Annotated in this window: 24 protein-coding genes and 1 riboswitch; of the genes, 8 read left to right on the top strand and 16 right to left on the bottom strand. The window is 63.7% G+C overall.

Annotated elements, in window-relative coordinates; translation table 11 throughout:
* Positions 1-6: 6 nt before the first annotated feature.
* Both cobU and cobO read left to right on the top strand, forming a co-directional pair.
* The gene (gene cobU, locus ACRTG1_RS00370; protein WP_432515511.1) at positions 7-543 is read left to right on the top strand and encodes a bifunctional adenosylcobinamide kinase/adenosylcobinamide-phosphate guanylyltransferase; all 537 of its coding nucleotides are present in this window, start codon (positions 7-9) and stop codon (positions 541-543) included.
* A 1-nt stretch (position 544) separates the two neighbouring features.
* Positions 545-1159, top strand: coding sequence for a cob(I)yrinic acid a,c-diamide adenosyltransferase (gene cobO, locus ACRTG1_RS00365; RefSeq protein WP_206553102.1), 615 nt, complete (start codon positions 545-547; stop codon positions 1157-1159).
* 222 nt (positions 1160-1381) lie between these two features.
* On the opposite strand, the gene cbiB is transcribed toward cobO, so the two are convergent.
* Entirely contained in the window at positions 1382-2350 is a 969-nt protein-coding gene (cbiB, locus tag ACRTG1_RS00360; protein WP_432515510.1) for an adenosylcobinamide-phosphate synthase CbiB, read from the bottom strand.
* On the opposite strand from cbiB, the gene cobD reads away from it, so the two are divergent.
* On the top strand, positions 2343-3389 hold the full coding sequence (cobD, locus tag ACRTG1_RS00355; protein ID WP_317088404.1) for a threonine-phosphate decarboxylase CobD: 1047 nt from the start codon (positions 2343-2345) through the stop codon (positions 3387-3389). The genes cbiB and cobD overlap by 8 nt on opposite strands.
* Positions 3389-3895 carry a tyrosine phosphatase family protein gene (locus ACRTG1_RS00350; protein WP_432515509.1) on the top strand — a complete coding sequence of 169 codons (507 nt, stop codon included), beginning with the start codon at positions 3389-3391 and terminating at the stop codon, positions 3893-3895. Before cobD ends, ACRTG1_RS00350 begins: the two co-directional genes overlap by 1 nt.
* 64 nt (positions 3896-3959) lie before the next feature.
* Here the strand turns inward: ACRTG1_RS00350 and nhaC are convergent, their stop codons facing one another.
* The 4 genes from nhaC to ACRTG1_RS00330 all read right to left on the bottom strand — a co-directional run bounded on the left by nhaC (position 3960) and on the right by ACRTG1_RS00330 (position 8930).
* Positions 3960-5471 carry a Na+/H+ antiporter NhaC gene (nhaC, locus tag ACRTG1_RS00345; protein ID WP_206546436.1) on the bottom strand — a complete coding sequence of 504 codons (1512 nt, stop codon included), beginning with the start codon at positions 5469-5471 and terminating at the stop codon, positions 3960-3962.
* A 198-nt stretch (positions 5472-5669) separates the two neighbouring features.
* Positions 5670-6674, bottom strand: a complete 1005-nt coding sequence (locus tag ACRTG1_RS00340) for an LLM class flavin-dependent oxidoreductase (protein WP_432515508.1) — start codon at positions 6672-6674, stop codon at positions 5670-5672.
* Between the two features lie 86 nt (positions 6675-6760).
* A complete protein-coding gene (locus ACRTG1_RS00335) occupies positions 6761-7951 on the bottom strand; it encodes a CaiB/BaiF CoA transferase family protein (protein WP_432515507.1) in 1191 nt (396 codons plus the stop codon).
* A 13-nt stretch (positions 7952-7964) separates the two neighbouring features.
* Positions 7965-8930: a hydroxymethylglutaryl-CoA lyase gene (locus ACRTG1_RS00330; RefSeq protein WP_432515506.1), complete on the bottom strand. Its 966-nt coding sequence runs from the start codon at positions 8928-8930 to the stop codon at positions 7965-7967.
* Positions 8931-9080: 150 nt separating this feature from the next.
* On the opposite strand from ACRTG1_RS00330, the gene ACRTG1_RS00325 reads away from it, so the two are divergent.
* From ACRTG1_RS00325 to ACRTG1_RS00310, 4 genes are read left to right on the top strand one after another with little or no spacing between them, the layout of a single operon-like run.
* Entirely contained in the window at positions 9081-9773 is a 693-nt protein-coding gene (locus tag ACRTG1_RS00325; RefSeq protein ID WP_297559067.1) for a GntR family transcriptional regulator, read from the top strand.
* Positions 9774-9833: 60 nt separating this feature from the next.
* A complete protein-coding gene (locus tag ACRTG1_RS00320) occupies positions 9834-10802 on the top strand; it encodes a Bug family tripartite tricarboxylate transporter substrate binding protein (protein WP_206548962.1) in 969 nt (322 codons plus the stop codon).
* Positions 10799-11230, top strand: a complete 432-nt coding sequence (locus tag ACRTG1_RS00315) for a tripartite tricarboxylate transporter TctB family protein (RefSeq protein ID WP_162742448.1) — start codon at positions 10799-10801, stop codon at positions 11228-11230. Before ACRTG1_RS00320 ends, ACRTG1_RS00315 begins: the two co-directional genes overlap by 4 nt.
* 4 nt (positions 11231-11234) lie before the next feature.
* Positions 11235-12743: a tripartite tricarboxylate transporter permease gene (locus ACRTG1_RS00310; protein ID WP_317088408.1), complete on the top strand. Its 1509-nt coding sequence runs from the start codon at positions 11235-11237 to the stop codon at positions 12741-12743.
* A gap of 425 nt (positions 12744-13168) precedes the next feature.
* Here ACRTG1_RS00310 and purU read toward each other — a convergent pair whose 3' ends face one another.
* From purU to ACRTG1_RS00255, 11 genes are all read right to left on the bottom strand, one after another.
* Entirely contained in the window at positions 13169-14023 is an 855-nt protein-coding gene (gene purU / locus ACRTG1_RS00305; protein WP_113157158.1) for a formyltetrahydrofolate deformylase, read from the bottom strand.
* A 137-nt stretch (positions 14024-14160) separates the two neighbouring features.
* On the bottom strand, positions 14161-14910 hold the full coding sequence (locus tag ACRTG1_RS00300) for a hydroxymethylpyrimidine/phosphomethylpyrimidine kinase (RefSeq protein WP_432515505.1): 750 nt from the start codon (positions 14908-14910) through the stop codon (positions 14161-14163).
* Positions 14901-15506, bottom strand: a complete 606-nt coding sequence (locus ACRTG1_RS00295; protein ID WP_206553092.1) for a thiamine phosphate synthase — start codon at positions 15504-15506, stop codon at positions 14901-14903. The genes ACRTG1_RS00300 and ACRTG1_RS00295 overlap by 10 nt, the downstream gene beginning before the upstream one ends.
* A complete protein-coding gene (locus ACRTG1_RS00290; RefSeq protein ID WP_113157032.1) occupies positions 15503-16276 on the bottom strand; it encodes a thiazole synthase in 774 nt (257 codons plus the stop codon). Before ACRTG1_RS00290 ends, ACRTG1_RS00295 begins: the two co-directional genes overlap by 4 nt.
* A 1-nt stretch (position 16277) precedes the next feature.
* Positions 16278-16475, bottom strand: coding sequence for a sulfur carrier protein ThiS (gene thiS, locus ACRTG1_RS00285; protein WP_432515504.1), 198 nt, complete (start codon positions 16473-16475; stop codon positions 16278-16280).
* Positions 16459-17433 carry a glycine oxidase ThiO gene (gene thiO / locus ACRTG1_RS00280; protein WP_432515503.1) on the bottom strand — a complete coding sequence of 325 codons (975 nt, stop codon included), beginning with the start codon at positions 17431-17433 and terminating at the stop codon, positions 16459-16461. Before thiO ends, thiS begins: the two co-directional genes overlap by 17 nt.
* Positions 17434-17436: 3 nt before the next feature.
* Entirely contained in the window at positions 17437-19254 is a 1818-nt protein-coding gene (thiC, locus tag ACRTG1_RS00275) for a phosphomethylpyrimidine synthase ThiC (protein WP_432515502.1), read from the bottom strand.
* Positions 19255-19367: 113 nt separating this feature from the next.
* Positions 19368-19492: riboswitch (TPP riboswitch) on the bottom strand.
* A gap of 109 nt (positions 19493-19601) precedes the next feature.
* A complete protein-coding gene (gene argE / locus ACRTG1_RS00270; protein WP_432515501.1) occupies positions 19602-20792 on the bottom strand; it encodes an acetylornithine deacetylase in 1191 nt (396 codons plus the stop codon).
* Complete coding sequence (locus tag ACRTG1_RS00265) at positions 20785-22278, bottom strand: tripartite tricarboxylate transporter permease (RefSeq protein ID WP_206546450.1); 1494 nt, start codon at positions 22276-22278, stop codon at positions 20785-20787. Before ACRTG1_RS00265 ends, argE begins: the two co-directional genes overlap by 8 nt.
* Positions 22279-22303: 25 nt before the next feature.
* Complete coding sequence (locus tag ACRTG1_RS00260; protein WP_206546451.1) at positions 22304-22816, bottom strand: tripartite tricarboxylate transporter TctB family protein; 513 nt, start codon at positions 22814-22816, stop codon at positions 22304-22306.
* A 28-nt stretch (positions 22817-22844) separates the two neighbouring features.
* Entirely contained in the window at positions 22845-23822 is a 978-nt protein-coding gene (locus tag ACRTG1_RS00255; protein ID WP_113157038.1) for a Bug family tripartite tricarboxylate transporter substrate binding protein, read from the bottom strand.
* Between the last annotated feature and the right edge of the window lie 93 nt (positions 23823-23915).

Raw genomic sequence — 23915 nt, 5'->3', positions numbered from 1 at the left:
CTGACGATGCGTTCACTTCATTTCGTTCTGGGCGGCGCGCGCTCCGGCAAGAGCCGCCATGCCGAAACGCTGATCGAAGCCGCGCCCGCGCCCTGGCACTACATCGCCACGGCCCAGGCCTTCGATGACGAAATGCGCGAGCGCATCGCCATTCACCGCGCGCGGCGCAAAGGGGCATTGGCGGGGCCGGGGGAAGTAGAGGGGGCGTGGCAGACGCACGACGCCCCGCTCGACCTGCCGGGCATGCTTCAAACCCTGCCGGCCCGCGAAACGGTTCTGGTCGATTGCCTCACCCTGTGGCTCAGCAATCTCATTCTCAACGACCATGAGCTAAAACCTGCCGCCGAGCGACTGCTTGCAGCTCTTGCCGCAAGAGAGGGAACCACGGTTCTCGTTTCCAATGAAGTCGGCTTCGGCATCGTGCCGGAAACCCCGCTCGGACGCCGTTTCCGCGATGAGGCGGGGTTCCTGAACCAGAAAGTCGCCGCCGCTGCCGACAGCGTCACGCTGGTGGTTGCCGGCCTGCCCATGAAAGTGAAGTGACATGCGAGAGATCGACGCAAACGAAGCCGGGCGCCACAAGGCAAAAATGGCCAAACGCAAGGCCGTTCAGGATGCCGAGGTGCGCGACAAGACGGTCGAAAAGGGGCTTCTGATCGTCAATACGGGGCCGGGCAAGGGCAAGTCCACCGCCGCCTTCGGTCTTGCGCTGCGCATGCTCGGCCATGGCCGCCGCGTCGGTGTCGTGCAGTTCATCAAGGGCGCATGGCATTGCGGTGAGAAGGATGCCTTCGCCGCCTTTGGCGATCAGGTCTCCTGGCACACGATGGGCGAGGGCTTCACCTGGGAAACACAGGATCTCCAGCGCGACATCGCCGCCGCCGAGCGGGCGTGGGGAAAGGCCGAGGAACTGATGGCCGATCCGACCATCGGTCTTGTCGTTCTCGACGAGCTGAACATCGCACTGCGCTACGACTATCTCGATCTTGAACGCGTCGTGACCACGCTGACCAACCGGCGCGACGACCTTCATGTGGTCGTGACCGGCCGCAACGCCAAGCCAGCGCTCACCGAGGCCGCCGATCTCGTCACCGAAATGGGGCAGGTAAAACACCACTTCGCCGCCGGTGTGAAAGCGCAGAAGGGCATCGAGTTTTAGATCGCCCTGCTTTGAGGTGGTGCGTGGTTCGCCTTCGACAGGCTCAGGAGGCTCCCATCAGGGATGGTGGTGTCCTGAAAGCCTGTTCATCAACATGGAGAACGGAGTTGCAGCGCCTCCCCCTCCCTCATGGTGAGCCTGTCGAACCACGCACCACGCAGCTGCCAGAAGATCAGAGAGCGTGGCAATCGGCCCCCACGCCTCCGCCCCAATCCGCCAATCTCAGAAAGCCAGATGCCAGAGCCCGGCGGCAAGCGCCACAAGCCCGATCAACAGCCCGTCTGCAATCCGATAGAGCGTGAGCGCCCGGCGGATGTCGCCGGCATTGGCCTCGCGGCGGCCGCCATCGCCCATCACCGCGTCATCCACCACCTCGCCGCCATAGCGGCGCGGGCCGGCAAGGGCGAGGCCGAGCGCGCCCGCCATCGCCGCTTCCGGCCAGCCGGCATTGGGCGAGCGATGATGGCGCGCATCGCGGCGCACCGCGCGCCATGCCGCTCCGGCCGAGGCATCACGCATGAAGAACGCGGCGGCAATGAAGAGAAATGCTGTCAGGCGCGAAGCGGGCAGGTTGATCAGATCGTCGAAACGCGCCGCCGCCCAGCCGAAATGAAGGTGCCGCGCGGTCTTGTGGCCGATCATGGAATCGGCCGTATTCGCAGCCTTGTAGAGCGCGCCGCCCGCCAGTCCGCCAACCGCCAGCCAGAACACCGGCGCAACCACGCCGTCGGAGCAGTTTTCGGCAAGGCTCTCGATGGCCGCGCGCGAAACCCCGGCCTCGTCGAGGCTTTCGGGGTCCCGGCCAACGACCTGCGAAACCGCTTTTCGGCCTTCCGGAAGCCCGCCGGCGTCCAGCCCGTCCGCCACCGCTTTCACATGGCTTGCAAGGCTCCGCTGGGCGATCAGCGAACTGCCGGCGAGAGCGGCGACCAGCAGCCCGGCCCAGCCGGAAAGGGCCGTCTGGATCAACCAGCCGGCCAGACCTGCGAGCATCAGAATGCCGACCAGCGCAAGCGCGCCATTCAGGCGGCGCGCACCGGGCGAAAGGGTTTCGACATTGCATCGCGCGTCCGCCAGCGCGATAAGACGGCCAATCCAGGTGACGGGATGACCGATCAGGCGAAAGAGCTGCTGCGGATAACCGATGGCGAGCTCGACCAGCATGGATGAAAGGGCGATCAGAATGGACATCAGGCCTCGACTGGCTGACCGGGCGGCGGAGAAGGTGACCGATCACGGCGGCAGTCTCGTTCGGGCTTCGGCACAGTTTCCAGACGCGCCGACACCCTGGCTCGATCTGTCCACCGGCATCAACCCGCACCCCTATCCTTTTTCGCCCCTGCCTGCCAGCGCCGTCGAGCGCCTGCCCGAAGAAGCCGACATTGCCGCGCTGACCGCGCACGCGGCCCGGCATTACGGCGCGCCGTCTGCGGCAAACGTCATCGCCGCGCCCGGAACGCAGCTTCTTCTCCCGCTGGTCGCATCGCTTCTGGCACCCGGCCCGGCCCGCATTCTCGGCCCCACCTATGCCGAACACGCGCGCGCAGCCGCACTGGCCGGGCATGCGGTCGAAGAGGTGGAGAGCTTCGATGCGCTTCGTGGCGCGCGGCTCGCCGTGGTGGTCAATCCAAACAATCCCGACGGGCGGCTGATCGGTCGAAGCGACCTTCTCGATCTCGCCGCAAGCATGCGCGCTGATGGCGGCGTTCTGGTGGTCGATGAGGCTTTCATGGATGTCGGCCCGCAGGCCGAGAGCCTCGCCGGCGATCTGGAAGCCGGCAACATCCTCGTGCTGCGCTCGTTCGGAAAGTTCTTCGGTCTCGCAGGCCTGCGCCTGGGGTTCGCGCTCACCTCCACTGAACGCGCCCAAAAACTCTCAGGCTGGCTCGGTCCGTGGGCTGTTGCAGGGCCGGCGCTCCACGCCGGGCTCGAGGCGCTTGCAGACCATGGCTGGCAAAGCGCCATGCGCCAGAGGCTCGAAACAGAGCGCTTACGTCTCGACGCGCTCTTTCACGAAAAGGGTCTGACCATCGCCGGCGGAACGGATCTCTTCCGCTTCCTGCGCCATCCGCGCGCGGCGGATCTTTTCGATCATCTTGGCCGCAGCGGCATACTCGTTCGGCGCTTCGCCGGACGGCCGGATTGCCTGCGCATCGGCCTGCCGGGCGATGATGAGGCTTTCGAGCGCGTGCGCGCCGCACTTCAAAGCCGGGACGGGGGAGGGGCATAATGCTTTATGTCTGCCCCGGCACGCATCTACAGCGCATGCTCAAGGCCACCGGCGCACAGCACATGATTTCGCTCACCTCGAACGGCGAGCCCCCGGCTCTGGATGATGCCAGCGCCGTGCCGAACCGCCTGCATCTCGCCATGCACGACATCGCGGATCTGCGTCCCGGCCTCATCGCGCCGGAGCTCGATCATGTCGAACGCCTGCTCGATTTCGCACAGGACTGGGACTGGCGCTCGCCAATGGTCGTGCATTGCTATGCGGGCATCAGCCGCTCCACGGCCGCCGCCTATGTCATCGCCAACGCCTTCGCCCGCGAGATGGACGAATTCGCCCTTGCGCAGATGCTGCGCGAGCGCGCCCCGAGCGCCACGCCCAACCGGCGCATCGTCGCACTGGGCGACCGGCTCCTTGAGCGCGAAGGCCGGATGATCCGCGCGATCCACCAGATCGGCCGTGGCGCAGAAGCCTTTGCGGGCGAGCCGTTTCACTACCCCGCCCGCTGAATGTGAAACAGGCCCCGTAGATCACCGCGCGTCCATCCAAGGGGCCTGTCCGTGTCACAGCGGCTTATTCCGCCGGTGTCGTGCTCGGTATGGCGGGTGTCTCCCAGCCATGGTCGCTCAGATCAGCGATGGTCTCACCGCTATCGTGCCAGCCCTGTATCTCCGCCTCGCTCGCCCGTGGCGAGAAAAGCCCCGTATAGGCATAGACGAGCCCAATCACCGGTGAGAGCCAGCAGGCAAAGGCGAGCGGAATGTAGAGCAGGTTCTCCAGATGCCCGTCCGAGACGCCGAGCGCCAGCGCGCTGATGACGAATGCGCCGCCAGCATTCCACGGAACCAGCGGCGAAATCAGCGTACCGCCTTCCTCGATCGCCCGCGACAGGTTGAGCGTGGAATAGCCCATGCCGCGATAGACCGGCGCATACATGCGGCCGGGCAGCGCGATGGAAAGATAGGGATCGCCTGCTACCAGATTGGTCGCCATCGAGGTGCCGACGGCAGCCGTCTGGATGCCGGCGAAGCTCTTCACCTTCATCATGATGGCGCGGATGATCGTCTCCAGGCAGCCGGTCTTCTCCAGAGCCCCGCCGAAGCCCAGCGCGATCAGCACCAGTGAGATCGTCCACATCATCGACTGGATGCCGCCGCGATTGAGCAGCGAGTCGATTTCGCTCACACCCGTGTCGATCTTGTAGCCGCTATTGGCGTAGGTGAAGACATCATGCAGCCCGACGCCCTGCACGAGCATCGCCGTCAGGCCGCCAGCCAGAACGCCTGCAAAAAGAGAGGGGATAGGCGGCATGCGCTTCACGGCCAGCGCGATCACCAGAATGGCCGGCAGAAGCAGCCAGGGCGAAATCACGAAATTGTCCTGCAGCGACGAGGTGATCGCGGTGATCTTGTCAAAGGATGCACCACCGGACTCGATCAGCGCATAGCCGGCGAAAAGGTAGATACCGAGCGCAATCAGCATGGAGGGAATGGTGGTCGGCATCATGTTCTTGATGTGCGAGAACACGTCCACACCCGTCACCGCCGGGGCAAGGTTCGTCGTGTCGGAGAGCGGCGAAACCTTGTCACCGAAGAACGCGCCGGAAACCACCGCGCCTGCCGTCCAGTAGACGGGTATGCCGAACCCCGCGCCAATGCCCATCAGCGCCAGGCCGACCGTGCCGACCGTGCCCCACGAGGTTCCCAGCGACAGCGAAACGACCGCGCACAAAAGCATGGCGGCGGCGAGGAATATCTGCGGAGACAGGATGGTGAGACCGTAATAGATCAGCGTCGGCACCGTGCCGCTCGCGATCCACACGCCGATGATCATGCCAACCGTGATCAGAACCGAAACGGAAGGCAGTGACACGTGGATGACGTGGAACACGCCCTTTTCGATGTCTTCCCAGTCAAACCCCAGCTTGACGCCGACAAGGCCGGTAATCGCCAGCCCTATGGCCAATGGTACATGCGGGGTGAAATCGTCGAAGTAGAATAGCTGTACGCCAAGCACGATGAGCGTGAGCAGCACCGGCGTGAGCGCAAGCGGTAAGCTCGGCAATGCCTTTTGCGAGGACGACATGTCTCTCTCCCATTATCGTTCGAAGAAAGGCGCGTTTTCCCCGCGCTCTTGTTCACTCGACGATAACAGGAGCAAAAACTCGTTTGGTCTTAATTTGCCGATTTCAAGGTCGATCAGACCAAATTTTCCAAAATCCTTGGATCAGTTCAGGCTTAAAGCATATCTCTAACAGAGCTGTTATGGGGCCATCCTGTCACCTCAGACCTCCTGCGAAGTCCGGGTTTCTGAAAGAATTTCCGCCGCGATCCGGAAGGATTTGAGGCGCGCCTCATGGTCGTGGATCTGGCCGGTGATGATGATTTCATCCGGCCCGTAGCGGGTGATGAAACCATGCAGCGCATCGCGCACCGTCTCCGGGCTGCCCGCCGCCGTGCAGGCCAGCGCCTGCGCCACACCTGCCGCGATTGCCGGGTCGAATGTTGCTTCCACATTCTCCATCGGCCGGGGCAGGGGGCCTGGCCGCCCGAGGCGCAGATTGGCAAAAGCCTGCTGCATTGTGGACTTCAGAAACAAGCCTTCCGCGTCCGTATCGGCTGCAAAAACGTTCAGCGCCATCATGAAATACGGCTTCTCCAGATGCTCCGAAGGACGGAAGGTCTGGCGATAGATCTCGCTCGCCTGTTCCAGCGCCGCGGGTGCAAAATGCGAGGCGAAGGCGTAGGGCAGGCCCAGATGCGCCGCAAGCTGCGCGCCATAAAGGCTTGAACCGAGAATCCAGATCGGCACATGCGTGCCCGCGCCGGGAATGGCGCGCACTTGCTGGCCGGGCTGCCCGTCGCCGAGATAGGCCATCAGTTCCATCACATCGCGCGGAAAGCCGTCGCCATCTTCCAGCCCGCGCCGCAGCGCACGCGCCGTCGCCATGTCGGTGCCGGGCGCGCGACCAAGACCGAGGTCGATGCGGTCGGGATAAAGCGTCGCGAGCGTGCCGAACTGTTCTGCGATGACCAACGGCGCATGGTTTGGCAGCATCACGCCGCCCGCACCAACGCGGATCGACTGTGTCGCCGCAGCCACCTGGCCGATAAGCACTGCGGTGGCCGCACTGGCAATGCCGCTCATATTGTGGTGTTCGGCCAGCCAGAAACGGCGATAACCCCAGCTCTCGGTGTGGCGCGCCAGATCAAGCGTATTGCGCAGGGCGTCTCCAACGCTCGAACCCTCGGGAACGGGAGCCAGATCGAGAACGGAAAACGGAACCATGGGGAAACTCCGGAGGGGCAGGATACTCCCCGGCATATGGGTGCCGTTCAACGCCGATCCAAGGGTGGCGCGTTGAATGCCACAGCCTAATTGCTACCGATGGCACCTTCTCTTGCCAGCGCCTCAATCTCGTCTGCAGAGAAACCGCTCGCTTCCAGAACCGCCCTGGTGTCTTCCCCCAGTGCGGGGGCGGGGTGGCGTAATCGGCATGGCGTTCCACTCAGCTTCACCGGAAAACCCAGCATCCGGATCGGCCCATGGTTCGGCTGGTCCACCTCGATCACCATTTCCTGCGCGCGCGTCTGCGGGTCGTTCAGCGCCTCGGCCAGGTTCTGCACCTTGCCGCAGGGCACACCGGCTGCGTTCAGGCGCGCAATCCAGGCCTCCTGCGTGTCGCCGCCGACCGCGCCGTTGATCATCTCGTTCAGTTCGGCGCGTCGGCCGAAACGCTTTTCATTCGTGTCATAGCGCGCGTCCTCAAGCAGATGGCCAAGCCCCAGCACATCGAGAAAGCGCTTCAGGATCACATCATTCGATGGAGCCACCGCAATTTCGCCATCGCTCGCCCGGAACAGCCCGTAAGGGGCGACCAGCGGGTGGTCGTTGCCGGTACGGGCGGGCAGTTCCCCGGTGGTGAAATATTCGGATGCCAGATAGGCCATCATGCTGATTGCGCCATTCATCATGGCGGTTTCCACATGCTGTCCCGTGCCATTCAGGTCGCGGGCGCGCAGCGCGTTGACGATGCCGAAAGCGCAATAGAGCCCGGCCACCAGATCGGTGATCGGCTGCGCAACCCGCATGGGTTCCCCGCCTTCCGCACCGTTCACGCCCATCAGCCCGCTCATCGCCTGTGCGATGAAGTCGAAAGCCGGGCGCTCCACATAAGGGCCGGTCGAGCCGTAGCCGTTCACATTGGCGGTCACCAGCTTCGGGTTCAGCGCCTTCAGGCGCTCTTCGCCAAAACCCATCCTGGCCATCACGCCGGGACGAAAATTGTCGACCAGCACATCCGCGCCGGCGATCAGGCGTTCCAGAACCTGCCGGCCGCTTTCACTGTAAAGATCGATGACGACCGACTTTTTGTTGCGGTTGAAGCTCGCATAATAGGCGGAAAACCCATCCCGCAGCGTGCCCTGTTCACGGATCGGATCGCCCTTGGCGGGCTCCACCTTGATGATTTCCGCGCCCATGTCGCCCAGCATCATGGTGCAGAAGGGGCCGGAGAGAACGCGGGTCAGGTCGATGACGCGGATACCGTCTAGAGGCGCTTTCATGTCGGTCATCCCGTCAGCCATTGGCCGTCGCAACACTGTCCATGCCGTAGGTTTGAAGCCGTGGCCCCGCCTTCATAACCTGGCCGGGCAGGGTGCGCCCGATCACCGCTTCCGCCTGCCGCGAAACCCTGATCAGCCTGTCGAGATCGACGCCGCTTTCCACGCCGCATTCATCCAGCATGTAAACCAGATCTTCGGTGCAGATATTGCCCGTCGCATTCGGCGCGAAGGGGCAGCCGCCGAGCCCGCCAATGCTTGCCTCATAGCGGGTCACGCCTTCCAGAAGCCCGGCATAGACGCAGGCCAGCCCCACACCGCGCGTGTTGTGAAAATGCAGCGCGATGTCGGCTTCCGGCACCGCCTCGCCAAGCGCGCGGCAGCGCTCCTGCACCAGCGGCGGCGTGGCCATGCCGGTGGTGTCGCCCAGCGAAAGCGTGGTGATGCCCATGTCCCGATAGGCCCGTGCAATGTCCACGATGGCGCTCACCGGCAGATTGCCCTCAAACGGGCAGCCGAAAGACGTCGCAATCGCGCCGAAGACGGGAATGTTCGCTTCTCCGGCAATCCGCACGATGTCCGCAAATCCTTCCAGAGACTGGGCGCGGGTGCGGTTCACATTCTTCAGATTGTGGCTCTCCGACGCCGACATGAAAACGACCATCGCGTCGATGCCGGCCTCGGCTGCACGAACCGCGCCCTTTGCGTTGGGCACCAGCGCAGTCAGCACCGCACCCTTCGAGCGGTCGATCCCGGCCAGAACATCTGCTGCATCACGCAGTTGCGGCACCGCGCGCGGCGAAACGAAGGAGGTCACCTCCAGATGACGGATGCCGGCATCGATCAACCCGTTGACGAGGGCGATTTTCCGGTCCGTCGGCACGAATTCCGGTTCCGATTGCAATCCGTCGCGCGGCCCCACCTCGATGACGCTGACGGTCTCGGGGAAGCCCTTCACATGGTGGCCGGTTGCTGCTGTCACGATTTTTCCTCCCACCTGATTGCATCGGTAGACCGGATTGGTATACCGTCTCGCAAAGTCCGGTCAATGGCCCTTCAGAAAATGGCGACCGGAAGAACAATGGCGCGGCCCGGGCATCGGCTGCGCATCCGGGAGGAAGACAGACGACCCATGGGTGAGGCCGCGCGCGACATGTCCGAACAGCCGCTTGGCGAGCGCGTCCTGTCGCGCATTCGCGGCGATGTGCTGTCGCTCAAGCTCGCGCCGGGCGAGGTCGTCTCGGAGCGTTCGCTGGAGGCCGCCTATGGCGTGTCGCGCACGCCCATCCGGCAGGCGCTGGCGGAACTGATCCGCGAAGGGCTCGTGGTCAAGGCAGAACGCGGCTACGCCATTGCGCCATTCGATCTCCAGCAGCTCGAAGAGATCTTCGAATACCGCGAGATCGTCGAGGATGCGGCGATCCGCCTTGCCTGCGAACGCGCCAGGCCCGAAGAGCTGGATGTCATTCTGCGCACGGTGGATGAGGGCTTAAGCGATTTCACGCCGGACGACTGGTTCGAGGCCGGGCTCGACGTTCACGTGCAGCTTGCGGCCCTTTCGGGAAACCGCTTTTTGCGCGACGCGGTGCAGGATGCGGTCAACCGCACGATCCGCGCCCGCTGGCTGGTTGCCAGCTCGCCGGAGGCGCGCGCGATCGCCCATCGCGAACACAATGAAATCATAGCGCTTGTAAGGCAGCGGAGGACTGAGGAGGCCGCCGCCGCCATTCGCAGGCATGCGCAGGATGTGCGTGGGCAGATCCTGCAGGCGCTGGAGGATTCGCGTCGCCTTTTTGGCGCGCGCGGGTTCGTGGAAGGAGGCTGAGGCCGGTCAGGGAAACCGGTTTCGGGATCTCGCATCTCGGTTTCAACAAGGGAGGACTTGATGAGGAAATTATCGAAGCTCTTTGGAGCGGCCGTCGTTTGGACGTCGCTCTCCGTTGCCGGCGCGACGGCAGCCGAATGCATTGCGCCCGCCGACCCCGGCGGCGGCTGGGACTTCACCTGCCGCACCATCGGCAAGATGCTCTTTGACCAGAAACGCGTGGACGCCCCGGTGCAGGTCACCAACATGCCGGGCGGCGTGGGCGCAGTTGCCTATGCCAAGGTCATGTCCTCGCGCGCCGATGACGCGGATCTGATGGTCGCCACCTCCACGGTGGGCGTCACGCAGATCGCGCAGGGCAAATATCCGGCAGACACATCCGTGATGCGCTGGGTTGCCATGCTCGGCACCGATGTCGGCGTCATTCTCGTGCCGAAGGACTCCGAATTCAAGACGCTCGACGATCTGGTTGCGGCGCTCAAGAAAGACCCGAGCGCGCTTGCCGTCGCCGGTTCGTCCGGTGCGGGCGGCTGGGACCACATCCGCCTTCTCATGCTGGCGCAGGCCGCAGGCCTTTCCGGCGATGACTACAAGCAGATCCGCTGGGTGCAGTTCGACGGCGGCAGCCCGGCCGTCACGCAGATGATCGGCGGTCAGGTGCAGGCGGTCTCCACCGATCTCGGCGAGATCGCAGGTTTTGTGGAATCGGGCGATGTGCGTATTCTCGCAGCCCTTTCCGACGACCGCATTCCAGCCTTCCCCGACGCCCCGACCGCCAAGGAGCAGGGCCTCGACGTGACCGGCTACAACTGGCGCGGTTTCTACACGGGCGGCGAGGTGTCCGACGAGGGCTACAGCGCCTGGGTCGACCGTCTGCAGAACCTCTATGACACCGATGACTGGAAAGAGACGGCGCAGGCCAACGGCCTTGTTCCGGTCTGGCGCGGCGGCGACGAATTCGAAGCCTATGTGAAGGACCAGTCCGAGCAGATGCGCAAGATTTCCCAGGAGATCGGAGTCATCAAGTGACAGACAGGATCGTCGGCCTTTTTCTTCTGGCCATTTCGATCTGGTACGGCGTGACCGCGGGAGACTATGAGGCGAGCTTCGGCGACCCTCTTGGCCCCGCGGCCTTCCCCGTCATGCTGTCCGTGCCTGCGGCCATTCTCAGCCTGGTCATGATCATCCGGCCCGATGAGGAACCGGCCTGGGTCACGGGCAAGCCGCTGTTGCTGCAGGTGGCGGCGGTCTCGCTGCTGCTTGCCTATGCGGGCTTTCTGGAAGTGCTCGGTTTTCCGCTTGCCACCTTCATCGCCGTCGCGCTTTTCGGGCGCATTCTGCGCAGTTCCTGGCCGAAATCCATCGCTTCGGCGGCAATCATGAGCGCGTTCCTGTTCCTCACCTTCGACAAGCTGCTCGGCCTGCCGCTGCCGCTTCTCCCAGAATTCGTGAGCTGATTTCATGGATATGCTCTCCGCCCTTGCGCAAGGCTTTGCGGTCGCCATCACGCCGACCAATCTGGCTCTGGCGCTGTTCGGCTGCTTTGCGGGAACGCTGATCGGCGCGCTGCCGGGCCTTGGTCCGGTAAACGGCGTTGCCATTCTCATCCCGCTCGCCTTCTCGCTCGGGCTGGAGCCCACCTCGGCGCTCATCATGCTGTCGTGCATCTATTATGGCTGCATGTATGGCGGGCGCATTTCGTCGATCATGCTCAACATCCCCGGCGATGAACCGGCGATCATGACAACGCTCGACGGCTACCCCATGGCGCGCGCCGGCAAGGCGTCGGAAGCGCTCGCCATCTCCGCCGTCGCCTCCTTCATCGGCGCGACCTTCGCCACCATCGGCCTCACCCTGTTTGCGCCGCTTCTGGCCAAGGCCGCCATCTATTTCGGCCCCGCCGACTATTTCGCGCTCTATGTCATGGCGTTCGCCACCATTGGCGGCATCACCTCGGTCAATCCGTTCAAGACGCTGCTCGCGGCCTTCATCGGCCTGATGATCGCGACGGTCGGTCTCGACCCGGCCACGGGCACCGCGCGCTACACCGCCGGTTCGTTCCATCTCTATGACGGGTTCGACCCCATCGTCGCCATTGTCGGCCTGTTCGCCATCTCCGAAGTGCTGGTCTATCTGGAGCGGGTGCATCAGGGCGAAACCAAAATGGTCCCGCTTGGCCGTGCGCTGCCGCGCTTCAAGGACATGATGTCCGGCGGCTGGGCCAATCTGCGCGGCTCGGTCATCGGCTTTGTCTGCGGCATCCTGCCGGGCGCCGGCGCATCACTCGGCGCGTTCATGTCTTACATCGCCGAACAGCGCTGGAGCGCCAAGGACGGCAAATTCGGGCAGGGCGATCCGCGCGGCATCGCTGCGCCCGAGGCCGGCAACAACGCCGCGTCCGGCGGCGCGCTCATCCCCATGCTCACGCTCGGCGTGCCCGGCAGCGGCACCACCGCCGTCATGCTGGCGCTGCTCATCTCGCTCAACATCCAGCCCGGCCCGCTGCTCTTCGACCGGCAGCCGGAACTGGTCTGGGGCCTCATCGCCGCGCTCTACCTGGCCAATGTCGCGCTGCTCATCATGAACATCCCGATGATCGGCCTGTTCACGCGCATGCTTTCCATGCCGCAATGGGTGCTGATGCCCTTCGTCGTGATGGTCAGCTTCCTGGGCGTCTACTCGATCAGCCATTCCACCTTCGACCTGTTCGTCATGGTGGGGTTCGGCGTGATCGGCTACATCCTGCGCATGCTGGGCATCTCGCTGGTGCCGGTCATTCTGGGGCTGCTTCTGGGTGCGGACATGGAAAACAATCTGCGCCGCGCACTCTCCATCTCGAATGGCGACTTCCAGATTCTGGTCTCAAGCCCCATCGCGCTGACACTCTACGCCATCACCGCAAGCATGCTGGGCCTCGCCTTCCTGCTCGCCTTCCGCGCCCGCAGGCGAAACCGCGCTGCGGCGGGCTGAACCAGCTCCAGCCCACCTCCACACCTCGTCATCCTCGGGCCCGACCCGAGGAGCCACGCCAGAACCGCAATCATTTTCACAGACGACGGCATGGATACCCGGCTCAGGGCCGGGCATGACGAAAACCGGAGAGCAAAGCGGGACGCCCAACCCTCAGCGTGATCGGCGACATCCTGCGCATGCCAGCCCCCGCCTTCCTACGCACTTTCCGCGCGCAGAGGCAAAACAGCGCTACCGCGAGCTGAACACCCCCAGCCCACCTCCACACCTCGTCATCCTCGGGCCTGACCCGAGGATCCATGCCAGAACCGCAATCATTTGCGCCGACGACGGCATGGATACCCGGCTCAAGGCCGGGCATGACGAAAACCGGAGAACGGGATCAAAACACCAGAGCGCCCTTCACGACACTCTGTTGACAGGTGTCACCCGAAGACGACCGTCTTGTGCCCGTTCATCATCACCCGGTTTTCCAGGTGCAGCTTCACGGCGCGGGCCAGAACCCGGCTTTCGATGTCGCGGCCGGTGGCAACGAAATCCTCTGCCGTCATGGCATGCGTCACACGCTCGGTTTCCTGCTCGATGATCGGCCCCTCATCGAGATCCGGCGTCACATAATGCGCCGTCGCGCCGATCAGCTTCACGCCGCGCTCATGCGCCTGATGATAGGGCTTCGCGCCCTTGAAGCTCGGCAAAAACGAATGGTGAATGTTGATCACTTTGCCGTAGAGACGGTTCGAGAGCTCGTTCGAAAGCACCTGCATATAGCGCGCGAGGATGACGAGATCCGCGCCCGTCTCCTTGAACAGCTCAAGCAGCTTTGCTTCCTGCTCCTGCTTGTTCTCCTTGTTCACCTTCCAGCAGTGATAGGGGATGCCCTCCATCTCCGCCGTGCGGCGTGAATCCTCATGGTTCGAAACGATGGCCACCACCTCGGCGTCCAGCCAGCCGACACGGATCTGGTAGAGCAGGTGCAGCAGCGCGTGATCGAACTTCGACACCATGATGATGATCTTCGGCCGCCGCGTCGTGTCGCTCATCGCGGTCTTCATGTCGAAGCGCGCAATGGCCGGCTCCAGCGCGCGCATCAGCCCGTCGCGTTCCACGCCCTCGGGCGCGGTCGCGGCAATGCGCATGAAGAAGCGGTTGCTCTGGCGATCCCAGAACTGGTTGGATTCAGCGATGTTCGCACCCAGACCGGCGAGTTCCGTCGTCACTGCCGCCACGATGCCGGGGCGATCTTCGCAGGTAAGATTGATGTGAAACGTCTTCTCGGTCATGGCTTTGCCTGAACTTGTGATCTGAAAGGAAAAGCGCCCGCAGGCGCGGGGCGTTTTATACGCCATCGAACGAGGATTGAAATGGTTTTAGTGTCTCACCAAGGCTGACGCTGAGTGACAGCCGGGTGCAGCCTGCCTCAGGCAGCCAGCCAGCGTTCGGAAAGATGGGTTTTGGCCGTCCGCACGCTTGCCTCAAGTGCATCGCCCCGGGCAAGGCCAGCCGCGACGGCGCTCGCCAGCATGCAGCCGGTGCCGCGCATTGCGCCGGGCAGGCGCGGTCCGTCAAAATGAAGCGGTGGCCCGTCCGCCCGAAAGAGCGTGTCAACCGCGCGAACACCACGCGCATGTCCGCCCTTCACCAGCAGCGCGCGCACGCCCCCGGCAAGCATCCGGCCTGCCTGGGCATGCCGGTTAGCCTCGCATTCCGCTTCTTCCTCTCGCGTCAAAATCGCCAGTTCCGGCAGGTTTGGCGTAACAAGGCTGCACAGCGGCATCAGCTTTTCGCGCATGGTTTCAATCGCGTCTTCGGCAAGCAGCGCCCGCCCGGAAGACGAAGCGATCACCGGATCGAGCACCACCGGAATGTCGGCATTTGCGCGCAGAATGGCCGCGACGCGCTCCACCGTCTCACCGGCTCCCAGCATGCCGATCTTGATCGCCGTCACCCGGTTGGCCGAAAGGGCGGCAAACATCTGCGCTTCCACCATCTCAGGGGCGCAGAGGTCGACGCGGCTCACCGCCTCATGCGTCTGCACGGTCACTGCCGTCACGGCAAGGCATGTCTTCACGCCGAACGCCGAAATCGTCTCGATGTCGCGCGCAATACCGGCCCCGCCGGAGGAATCCGAGCCGGCGACCACCAGCACATGCGCCGCACTCATCGCCATTTCTCCGTCGCCGCAAGCCATTCGCGGGTGCGCGCTTCCGGATCGGGGTTCAGCGTTATGTCCGTCACCACGGCGGCGCTGTCCGCACCCGCTTCAAACACGCCGGGCAACCGCTCCGGGTTCAGCCCGCCAATCGCCACCAGCGGCACATCGCCGACACGCTTTCGCCAGTCGGCCAGCCGGTCGAGCCCCTGCGGCGCCCATTTCATCTTCTTCAGGATCGTTGGATAGACCGGGCCGAGCGCCACATATTCCGGTTTTTCGGCGAGCGCCGTGCGCAGTTCCGCTCCATCATGGGTGCTGATGCCAAGCTTCATCCCCGCCGCGCGGATCGCGCCAAGATCGGCTTCCGCCAGATCTTCCTGTCCCAGATGGATGAAGTCGCAGCCCGTCTCGATGGCAAGCCGCCAGTGGTCGTTGACGATCAGCTGGCAGTCGTGACCGGCGCAGATGCGCTTTGCCTCGGCGATCTCGGCCTTGAGGTTTTGCTCATCCATCTCCTTGATGCGCAACTGCACCAGCTTCACGCCCAGAGGCGCAAGCCGGGCAATCCACGCCGCGCTGTCAACGATGAGATAAAAGGGATCAAGCTTCATTCGAAAACGGCCTTGCCAATAATCGGGGTTGAGGGAACGGCCATGTCGCGCGGCTCCAGCGGCCCGGCGCGAAAGGCCACGTGGCCGGCCTCGACCGCCCCGGCAAAGGCTGCCGCCATCGCTGCCGGATCGCCGGCCTTTGCAACGGCCGTGTTCAGAAGAACCGCGTCGAAACCAAGCTCCATCACCATGCCCGCATGCGAGGGGCGTCCAAGTCCCGCATCCACGATCAGCGGAATGTCGGGGAAATGCGCCCGGATCGCCCGCAATCCGTCCACGTTCACAGGCCCGCGCGCCGAGCCGATGGGCGCGCACCAAGGCATCAGAACCTCGCATCCCGCCTCAAGAAGCCGTTCGGCCACCACCAGATCGTCGGTCGTGTAGGGAAACACCCGGAAACCCTCGGCACTCAGGATGCGCGCGGCTTCCACGAGGCCAAACACGTCCGGCTGAAGCGTGTCATGGTGGCCGATCACTTCGAGCTTGATCCAGTCCGTGCCGAAAAGCTCGCGTGCCATCTGCGCCGTGGTCACCGCTTCCTTCACCGAGTGGCATCCGGCCGTGTTGGGCAGAACCCGCACGCCCAGTTCCCGGATCAGCTCCCAGAACTGCCCGCCCGTGCGGTTTCCCGCCGTCTCGCGTCGCAGCGAAACGGTCACGATATCGCAGGCCGAAGCCCGCACCGCCTCGGCCATGATGGCGGGGGAGGGGTATTGCGCAGTGCCCAGCAGAAGCCGCGATGTCAGTGTTTCGCCGTAGAGCGTCAGCATGTCAGCCTCCCTGCATGGGCGAGAGGATTTCGATCCGGTCGCCTTCATCGAGTGTGCAGAGAACGCGCTCTCCCGCCGGCACCAGTTCGCCATTACGCGCCGTGGCGAGAAAGTCGGGCGCATAGTCGAGTTCGTCGAGAAGGGCGGCAAGCGTCGTTGCCTTCACGCGCTGCTCCTCGCCATTAACCGTGAGCTTCATTCAGAGCCTCCACGCGTTCTTTCAGGATCAGGGCCGCCGCCTCCTGCGCCATTGCGGGCGAGAGCAGAAAGCCATGGCGATAAAAGCCGTTCACGCTGATCCCCTCCCGGGTCTGCTTCACCCGCGGCAGATTGTCGGCATAGGCCGGGCGCACGCCGGCGCCCGTCTCCACGATCTTCGCTTCCGCAAAGGCCGGGTGCAGGCTGTAGGCCGCGTTCAGGAGTTCCATTGTCGAGCGGGCGCTGATCGGCCCGTCATCATCGCTTTCGATCATCGTCGCGCCGACCATGAAGTGATGCCCTTCACGCGGCACGATATAGACCGGAATGCGCGGATGAAGCAGACGCACCGGGCGTGAAAGGCTGATCTCTTTCGTGCGCAGCAGAAGCATTTCGCCGCGCACCCCGCGCAACCCGTCGTCAGCGGCCGCCATGCCGGTGCAATCGGCAATCCTGTCCGCCTCAACCGGCGTATCATTACCGTAAGCGAAGCGTACACCTGCCGCTTTCAACCCGGCGATCAGCGCCGTCATCGCCCGGCGCGGGTCGAGATGCGCTTCGTCCCGGAAGAAAAGCCCACGCCGAAACCGTCCGGCGAGATCGGGCTCCAGTGCCGCCACGCCGTCGCCATCCAGCCAATCATGGCCGCCCGTGCGGGTGGCGAAGCGGTTGAGTTCTGCTGCATCGCGCGCAGGCGCGACCACCAGCGTTCCATTGCGCAACACATGGCCGGGCAGCGCCGTGTCCCACCAGTCCGCCGCAAGGCGTCCCAGTGTCAGAACCGGCTGTTCCGCGCTTTCACGCTCGCACCAGGGCGCAAGCATCCCGCCGGCAAGCCATGAGGCGCTGCCCGCCGATCCGGTGCGAACGTCGCAGACAGTCACCTGCGCGCCCGCCCGGACAAGCTCATGGGCCAGCGTGAGGCCGGCAATGCCGGCCCCGCGAATGAGGACATGCATGGGTCAGTCCCCGTTCTCCGCCGCCACCTGGTCGAGCGGCATGTAGAGATCGCCGCCCTCGCGGAACTTCTCCGCCATCTTCGCCATCCCCTCCTTCTGCGCCTCGGCGCGGATGTCGTGGGAAATGCGCATGGAGCAGAATTTCGGGCCGCACATGGAGCAGAAATGCGCCACCTTGTGCGCTTCCTTCGGCAGGGTCTGATCATGGAAATTACGCGCCGTTTCCGGGTCCAGCGAGAGGTTGAACTGATCCTCCCAGCGGAACTCGAAGCGCGCCCGCGAAAGCGCATCATCGCGGATCTTCGCCGCCGGATGCCCCTTGGCGAGGTCCGCCGCATGCGCCGCGATCTTGTAGGTGATGACGCCTGTCTTCACGTCATCGCGGTCAGGCAGGCCCAGATGCTCTTTCGGCGTGACGTAGCAGAGCATGGCCGTGCCATACCAGCCGATCATCGCCGCGCCGATGCCGCTCGTGATGTGGTCATAGCCCGGCGCAATGTCCGTGGTGAGCGGCCCAAGCGTATAGAACGGGGCCTCGCCACAGACCTCGAGCTGCTTGTCCATGTTTTCCTTGATCTTGTGCATGGGCACATGACCGGGGCCTTCGATGATGACCTGGCAGTCCTTCTCCCAGGCGATCTTCGTCAGTTCGCCCAGCGTTTCCAGCTCGGCAAACTGGGCTGCGTCATTGGCGTCGGCGATGGAGCCGGGCCGCAGGCCGTCGCCCAGCGAGAACGACACGTCATAGGCGCGGCAGATGTCGCAGATTTCCGCAAAGTTCTGGTAGAGAAAGCTCTCCTTGTGATGGTGCAGGCACCACTTGGCCATGATCGAGCCGCCGCGCGAAACGATGCCCGTGACACGGTCGACCGTCAGCGGAATGTAGTGCAGGCGCACACCCGCATGGATGGTGAAATAGTCGACGCCCTGTTCAGCCTGTTCGATCAGCGTGTCGCGGAACACCTCCCAGTTCAGGTCTTCGGCAATGCCGTTCACCTTTTCCAGCGCCTGATAGATCGGCACGGTGCCGATCGGCACGGGCGAATTGCGGATGATCCATTCGCGGATGTTGTGAATGTTGCGGCCGGTCGACAGGTCCATCACCGTATCGCCGCCCCAGCGCGTCGCCCACACCATCTTTTCCACTTCCTCTGCCATGGAGGAGGTGACGGCGGAATTGCCGATATTGGCGTTGATCTTCACAAGGAAGTTGCGGCCGATGATCATCGGCTCGGCTTCCGGGTGGTTGATGTTGCAGGGGATCACGGCCCGGCCGCGCGCCACCTCGTCACGCACGAATTCCGGCGTCACGAAATCGGGGATCGATGCACCAAAACTCTCGCCGTCGCGGGCAAGCGCGGCCTTGGCCTGCGCGCGTCCGAGGTTTTCGCGGATGGCGATGAATTCCATCTCCGGCGTGATGATGCCGGCGCGCGCATAGGCGAGCTGCGTGACGGCCGTGCCGTCCTTCGCTTTCAGCGGCTGATGGCGAATGGGAAATTCCGGCGTCAGCCGGTCGCCGGTGGCAAAACCATTGTCTTCCGGTTTGACGTGGCGTCCCTCATAGGCTTCCACGTCGCCGCGCGCCTTTACCCAGGCTTCGCGGATGCGCGGCAGGCCCCTGTCGATCTCGATCAGCATGTCGGGATCAGAGTATGGGCCGGAGGAATCGTAGACGGTCACCGGCGGTTCGCCGGCGCTCGGGTGCACCGCGATTTCGCGCATGGGCACGCGAATCTCGGGGTGAAGCGTTCCGGGTTTGTAGACCTTGCGCGACGCCGGCAACGGGCCGGTGGTTACGGTCGGGGCAAATGCGTCCATGGGTTCAGAGCCTCCTCTGCTCGTTCAGCAATGGAGACCCAGTTCGTGCCGAGAGGAGGAAGAGCTGTGACGTTCCTGTACGGAAACGGTTTTCGGCCGCGATAAGCCTGTGACCCGCCAAGCGTGCACCATCCCTACGCCAGTATGAACTGGATCAGGTTCATCGGGTCACTGCGCTGCATGGAAAACCATGCCAGCAGAATCTCAGCCCCTTGGCGGGACCCCCCAGGTGAGGCTTTAGGGTGGGCGAAGGCGGTGCTGCTTGTCAAGCAGGCTGACGCGGTTGTGCAGAACTCCGCGTCAGGGGAGGCCCGGCCGCGATGAGCGGCCGGGCCGGAATGCTTCGGTCAGGCCGGTTCGGTGACCTTCCAGGCGACCTTGCCGAGAAAATCGAGGCAAAGGTCCAGCTGTTCGATTGCAACGAATTCGTCGGGCTTGTGCGCCTGGCGAATCGAGCCGGGGCCGACAATCACCGAAGGGATGCCGCCGATGGTCTCGAACACACCGCCTTCCGAACCGTAGGACACCTTGCCCGACCACTCCGGCATGATGTCGCGGAAGAAGGCGAAGCCGTCGGTCGACGTGCTGTCGCCCATCGCCGGATAGGCGAAAATTTCTTCCCATTCGATGCCGGTTTCGGCGCATTTCGCCTGCATTTTCGGCAAAATTTCTTCGTTTGCGCGCTTTTTCAGAGATTCCAGTTCGGCCCGCGCATCATGGGTCGGCAGGCTGCGAATCTCGAAGTTGAAGCTGCACAGATCCGGCGTCACATTGGTGGCGACGCCGCCGGAAATCATGGTCGCCAGCATGGTCGAATGCGGCACCGTGAAATCGCGGTCGAAGGGGCCTTCCTCGCCGATCTGCTCGCCGCGTTCGGCGATCATCGAAACGATGCGCGCCGCATAGTCGATGGCGTTGACGTGATCAGGCGCGAAGGAGGAGTGGCCGGACGTGCCATGCACATGGCAGCGCATGGCGATCTTGCCCTTCTGACCGGTCACCAGCGTCATGTCGGTCGGCTCGCCGATGATCGCCAGCATGGGCGGAACGTCGAGCGCGGCCAGCCATTCGGCGATGGCCGGCGCACCGAGGCAGCCCACTTCCTCGTCATGGGAGAAGCAGAGCCAGACGGGCCTTTCCAGCTTCGCGGCTGCCAGCTGCGGCACCATCGCCATGACACAGGCGGCGAAGCCCTTCATGTCGCAGCTTCCGCGGCCATAGAGCTTTCCGTCGCGCTCGGTCAGGTCGAACGGACCGGAAGTCCAGCCCTTTTCCAGCGCCGGCACCACATCGGTGTGGCCGGACAGCACGACGCCGGGAACGTCTGCAGGGCCGATGCGGGCGATCAGGTTTGCCTTCTCGCCCGTCTCGTCCAGCAGTATGACCGGCTCGATGCCGTATTCCCGCAGGAACGCCGCCATGTGGTCGATGAGCGGCCGGTTCGAGTAGCGGCTCGTCGTATCGAAGGCGACCAGATCCTTCAGGTGGCTCTTGGCATTCTCAAGCAGTGACATGGTGGACTTTTCGGCCTCAGGCATTCTGTGCAGCACGGTTCTCTCGGTATTTTTGCCACTCCCGGCGGATCGTCAGGCCGACGAAGAACACGATCAGACCTGCGAAAATCCAGGAAATGGCGGACTGGAAGAAGACGGACGGGTCACCGCGCGAAATGGCCAGCGCGCGGCGCAGATTGTCCTCGAACATCGGCCCCAGAATGAAGGCGATCAGGAACGGCGCCGGGGGGATGTTCAAAAGCAGCATGATGAAGCCGACAACGCCCATGATGAGCAGGACGGTGACGTCGAACATGTTGCTGGAAATCGAATAGATGCCATAGACGCACAGCATCAGGACCACAGGCGTCAGAAGCACCTGCGGGATCGACGCGATGTGCGAGAAGAAGCGCACCGTCAGCTTGCCCGCGCCGAACAGCAGGACCGAGGAGAACATCATGCCGATGAACAGCATGTAGACCTCGTTCAGATTGTTCTGGAACAGAAGCGGGCCGGGCGTGAGGCCCTGGATCATGAACGCGCCGAGCATGACGCCGGTGATCACGTCTCCGGGAACGCCGAGCGCCAGAAGCGGGATCATGGTCGCGCCGCAGCAGCCATTGTTGGCCGATTCAGAAGCCGCGATGCCCTCCAGCTCGCCCTTGCCGAAATTCTCGCTGTTGGGGGAGGAGCGACGCGCCTCACCATAGGAGAAGAAGGCGGCGGCCGACGGCCCGATGCCCGGAATGGCGCCCATGATCACACCGATGAAGCTGCCGCGGATGATGGATTTCACCGAGCCGCGGAATTCCGCCAGCGTCAGCCGGTTGTCGCCAAGTTTCATGGCCTGGCCATGGTTTTCCTCGCGGAAAACGATGAGACGCAGAAGCTCGGGCAGGGCGAACAGACCGATCAGAACGGGTGCCACGGAAAGGCCACCCTTCATGTCCTCGGTCATGGCGAAGCGGAACGAGCCGTACATGTCCTCGCCGACGGTTGCCAGAAGCAGACCGAAACAGGCCGACACGACGCCGAGCAGCAGCGAGCCGCCGGAAATGGAGGCGACCATGGTCAGCGCGAAGGCCATCAGCATGAAATATTCCGGCGGACCAACGCGCAGCGCCAGAAGCGCCAGCGGGGCCGCGAGGAAGATCAGCGAAATGTTGGACAGGAAATCGCCGATACAGGACGAGATGAGCGCCATGTTGAGCGCCTTGCCGGCCTTGCCCTTCTGGGCCAGCGGCCAGCCATCAAGCACCGTACAGGCGGCGGACGCCGTGCCCGGCGTCTTGATGAGGATCGCCGAGATCGACGCGCCATAGGTGCTGCCCTTGTAGAGCGCAACGAGCAAAAGAATGCTGGTGACGGGCGACAGATAGAAGGTGAAGGGCAGGGCGAGCGTCACCGCCATGGTGCCGGTCATGCCCGGAATGGCGCCGATGATCACACCGGCCAGGATGCCCGCGCCCATGGCCAGCACATTGGCCAGCGTGGCGACGGATTCGAATGCGAAAAGAAGATCGTTCCACATGTGTTGAGCGGTCCTGGTGGCGTTCTCAGTTGAAGGTGGGGAAGATGCCCCAGCTCCCCTGAGGGAAGGGCGTGTGCGTTACATTACCGAAGAAGAGCTGCAGGCCGAGCGGCAGCAGGACGGCCAGCGCAAGCACTGCGACCCAGCGCGACGAAGCTCCGGCGAGAATGAAGGCAGCGAGCGCCAGCAGCATCGATGACGGCAGAAAACCGAGGCGCGGCGCAAGAAAGACGAAGCCTGCAAATGCGGCGAGCGCCAGCGCGAGCCGGATCAGCCGGTTGCGCCATTCCGCAGGCGAGGCAGGCGAATATTCCGCCTCTTCCGGAGCTGCGCGCCCGCCGCTGAGAGCTACAAGCACCATCGCCAGAATGCCGAGCGCGAGGCCCAGAATCGAGACGGTGCGCGGCCACATGTCTGGCGGGGGCGCGAAGCCTGGAATGAAGGAAGGACGCGGCACGTGGATCGGGATCAGTGCAAAAAGCACCACGCCGAAGAAAAGGGCGATCAAAAAGCCCCGGAGCATTCCCTTGTTCAGCATGCCGCGTCCTCCTGGTTCTTAAGTTGGCTTACTGAATGTAGCCGAACTCGCGGGCGAGCCCGTTGAACAGCTCGTACTGCGACTTGGCATAGGCAGGCATGTCTTCCTTGCCAGCCGTGGAGATGGAGCCGCGGCGCTTGGCCAGCTCAAGCCAGGTCTCGTCCTCGCCAACCTTGTTGAGGGTTTCCTGCCAGCGGGTCACGACCTCTTCCGGCAGATCCTTCGGGCCGTAGAGTGCGCTCCAGCCGGTGATCTGGCCAGCCTTGTCGAAGCCGAGCTCGGCTGCGGTCGGGACGTCAGGCAGCGTGTCCATGCGCGACGGTGCGTAGACCATCAGAGCGCGCATCTTGCCGGACTCGATGTGCGGCATCAGCGAACCGGCCGCGATGGCGAGGAAATCCACATGGCCGCCCAGAAGCGCGGTCGCGAGAGCGCCGCCGCCCTTGTAGGGCACGAGGGTCGCTGCCGTCAGCGGGTCGAGTTCATTGTCGGCCAGCAGCGCCTGAACGGTGAAGCCGTCAATGGCGGTCGCGCCGGATGCGCCATAGGTGAGGGCGCCCGGCTCGGCCTTCATCGCCGCGATGAGCTCTTCAGCCGACTTGTAGGGGGAGTTTTCCGCCACGGCGAGGATCATCGGGGTTGCTTCGAGCGAACCGAGGAAGGTGTAGCCATCCCAACCGACCGGGGAGCTTTCCTGAACCGCCGGGTAGAGCGCCATGCCGACGCGGGCGAGAAGAAGCGTGTAACCGTCCGGCTCGATCTCGGAAACGAAACGAGCGCCGATCATGCCGCCATTGCCCGGCTTGTTGACCACGACAACCGGCTGGTCGCCGAGATAATCACGGGCGGTCTCGGCCAATGCGCGCGCCGCCATGTCCGAAGCGCCGCCTGCGCCATAAGGCGCAACGATGGTCACGGCCTTTTCCGGATAATCGCCCGCGTGCGCCGTGCCGGCTGCGAGAACGAGAGCGGCAGCAGCCACAATGTTTTTCAGTACAGATTTCATGCAGGGTCCTCCCTGGGAGAGTGAAGCCATTCGCCCGGATGGACCGAGCGCACGCTTTTTTTGCACAGTATGCTTTATTTCGCAAATTATGCC

It is taken from the genome of Nitratireductor sp. PBL-C9 (assembly GCF_050877045.1).
Taxonomy (GTDB): Bacteria; Pseudomonadota; Alphaproteobacteria; order Rhizobiales; family Rhizobiaceae; genus Nitratireductor; species Nitratireductor aquimarinus.
The sequence above is the reverse complement of the archived record's forward strand: the minus strand, read 5'-3'. Positions and strand labels throughout refer to the sequence as shown.

Excerpts from the sequence above, each read along its gene's own strand:
- cobU (WP_432515511.1), top strand. The coding sequence starts at position 7 with ATGCGTTCACTTCATTTCGTTCTGGGCGGCGCGCGCTCCGGCAAGAGC.
- cobO (WP_206553102.1), top strand. The coding sequence starts at position 545 with ATGCGAGAGATCGACGCAAACGAAGCCGGGCGCCACAAGGCAAAAATG.
- cobD (WP_317088404.1), top strand. The coding sequence starts at position 2,343 with ATGGACATCAGGCCTCGACTGGCTGACCGGGCGGCGGAGAAGGTGACC.
- cbiB (WP_432515510.1), bottom strand. The coding sequence starts at position 2,350 with ATGTCCATTCTGATCGCCCTTTCATCCATGCTGGTCGAGCTCGCCATC.
- ACRTG1_RS00350 (WP_432515509.1), top strand. The coding sequence starts at position 3,389 with ATGCTTTATGTCTGCCCCGGCACGCATCTACAGCGCATGCTCAAGGCC.
- nhaC (WP_206546436.1), bottom strand. The coding sequence starts at position 5,471 with ATGTCGTCCTCGCAAAAGGCATTGCCGAGCTTACCGCTTGCGCTCACG.
- ACRTG1_RS00340 (WP_432515508.1), bottom strand. The coding sequence starts at position 6,674 with ATGGTTCCGTTTTCCGTTCTCGATCTGGCTCCCGTTCCCGAGGGTTCG.
- ACRTG1_RS00335 (WP_432515507.1), bottom strand. The coding sequence starts at position 7,951 with ATGAAAGCGCCTCTAGACGGTATCCGCGTCATCGACCTGACCCGCGTT.
- ACRTG1_RS00325 (WP_297559067.1), top strand. The coding sequence starts at position 9,081 with ATGGGTGAGGCCGCGCGCGACATGTCCGAACAGCCGCTTGGCGAGCGC.
- ACRTG1_RS00320 (WP_206548962.1), top strand. The coding sequence starts at position 9,834 with ATGAGGAAATTATCGAAGCTCTTTGGAGCGGCCGTCGTTTGGACGTCG.
- ACRTG1_RS00310 (WP_317088408.1), top strand. The coding sequence starts at position 11,235 with ATGGATATGCTCTCCGCCCTTGCGCAAGGCTTTGCGGTCGCCATCACG.
- purU (WP_113157158.1), bottom strand. The coding sequence starts at position 14,023 with ATGACCGAGAAGACGTTTCACATCAATCTTACCTGCGAAGATCGCCCC.
- ACRTG1_RS00300 (WP_432515505.1), bottom strand. The coding sequence starts at position 14,910 with ATGGCGATGAGTGCGGCGCATGTGCTGGTGGTCGCCGGCTCGGATTCC.
- ACRTG1_RS00295 (WP_206553092.1), bottom strand. The coding sequence starts at position 15,506 with ATGAAGCTTGATCCCTTTTATCTCATCGTTGACAGCGCGGCGTGGATT.
- ACRTG1_RS00290 (WP_113157032.1), bottom strand. The coding sequence starts at position 16,276 with ATGCTGACGCTCTACGGCGAAACACTGACATCGCGGCTTCTGCTGGGC.
- thiS (WP_432515504.1), bottom strand. The coding sequence starts at position 16,475 with ATGAAGCTCACGGTTAATGGCGAGGAGCAGCGCGTGAAGGCAACGACG.
- thiO (WP_432515503.1), bottom strand. The coding sequence starts at position 17,433 with ATGCATGTCCTCATTCGCGGGGCCGGCATTGCCGGCCTCACGCTGGCC.
- thiC (WP_432515502.1), bottom strand. The coding sequence starts at position 19,254 with ATGGACGCATTTGCCCCGACCGTAACCACCGGCCCGTTGCCGGCGTCG.
- argE (WP_432515501.1), bottom strand. The coding sequence starts at position 20,792 with ATGCCTGAGGCCGAAAAGTCCACCATGTCACTGCTTGAGAATGCCAAG.
- ACRTG1_RS00265 (WP_206546450.1), bottom strand. The coding sequence starts at position 22,278 with ATGTGGAACGATCTTCTTTTCGCATTCGAATCCGTCGCCACGCTGGCC.
- ACRTG1_RS00260 (WP_206546451.1), bottom strand. The coding sequence starts at position 22,816 with ATGCTGAACAAGGGAATGCTCCGGGGCTTTTTGATCGCCCTTTTCTTC.
- ACRTG1_RS00255 (WP_113157038.1), bottom strand. The coding sequence starts at position 23,822 with ATGAAATCTGTACTGAAAAACATTGTGGCTGCTGCCGCTCTCGTTCTC.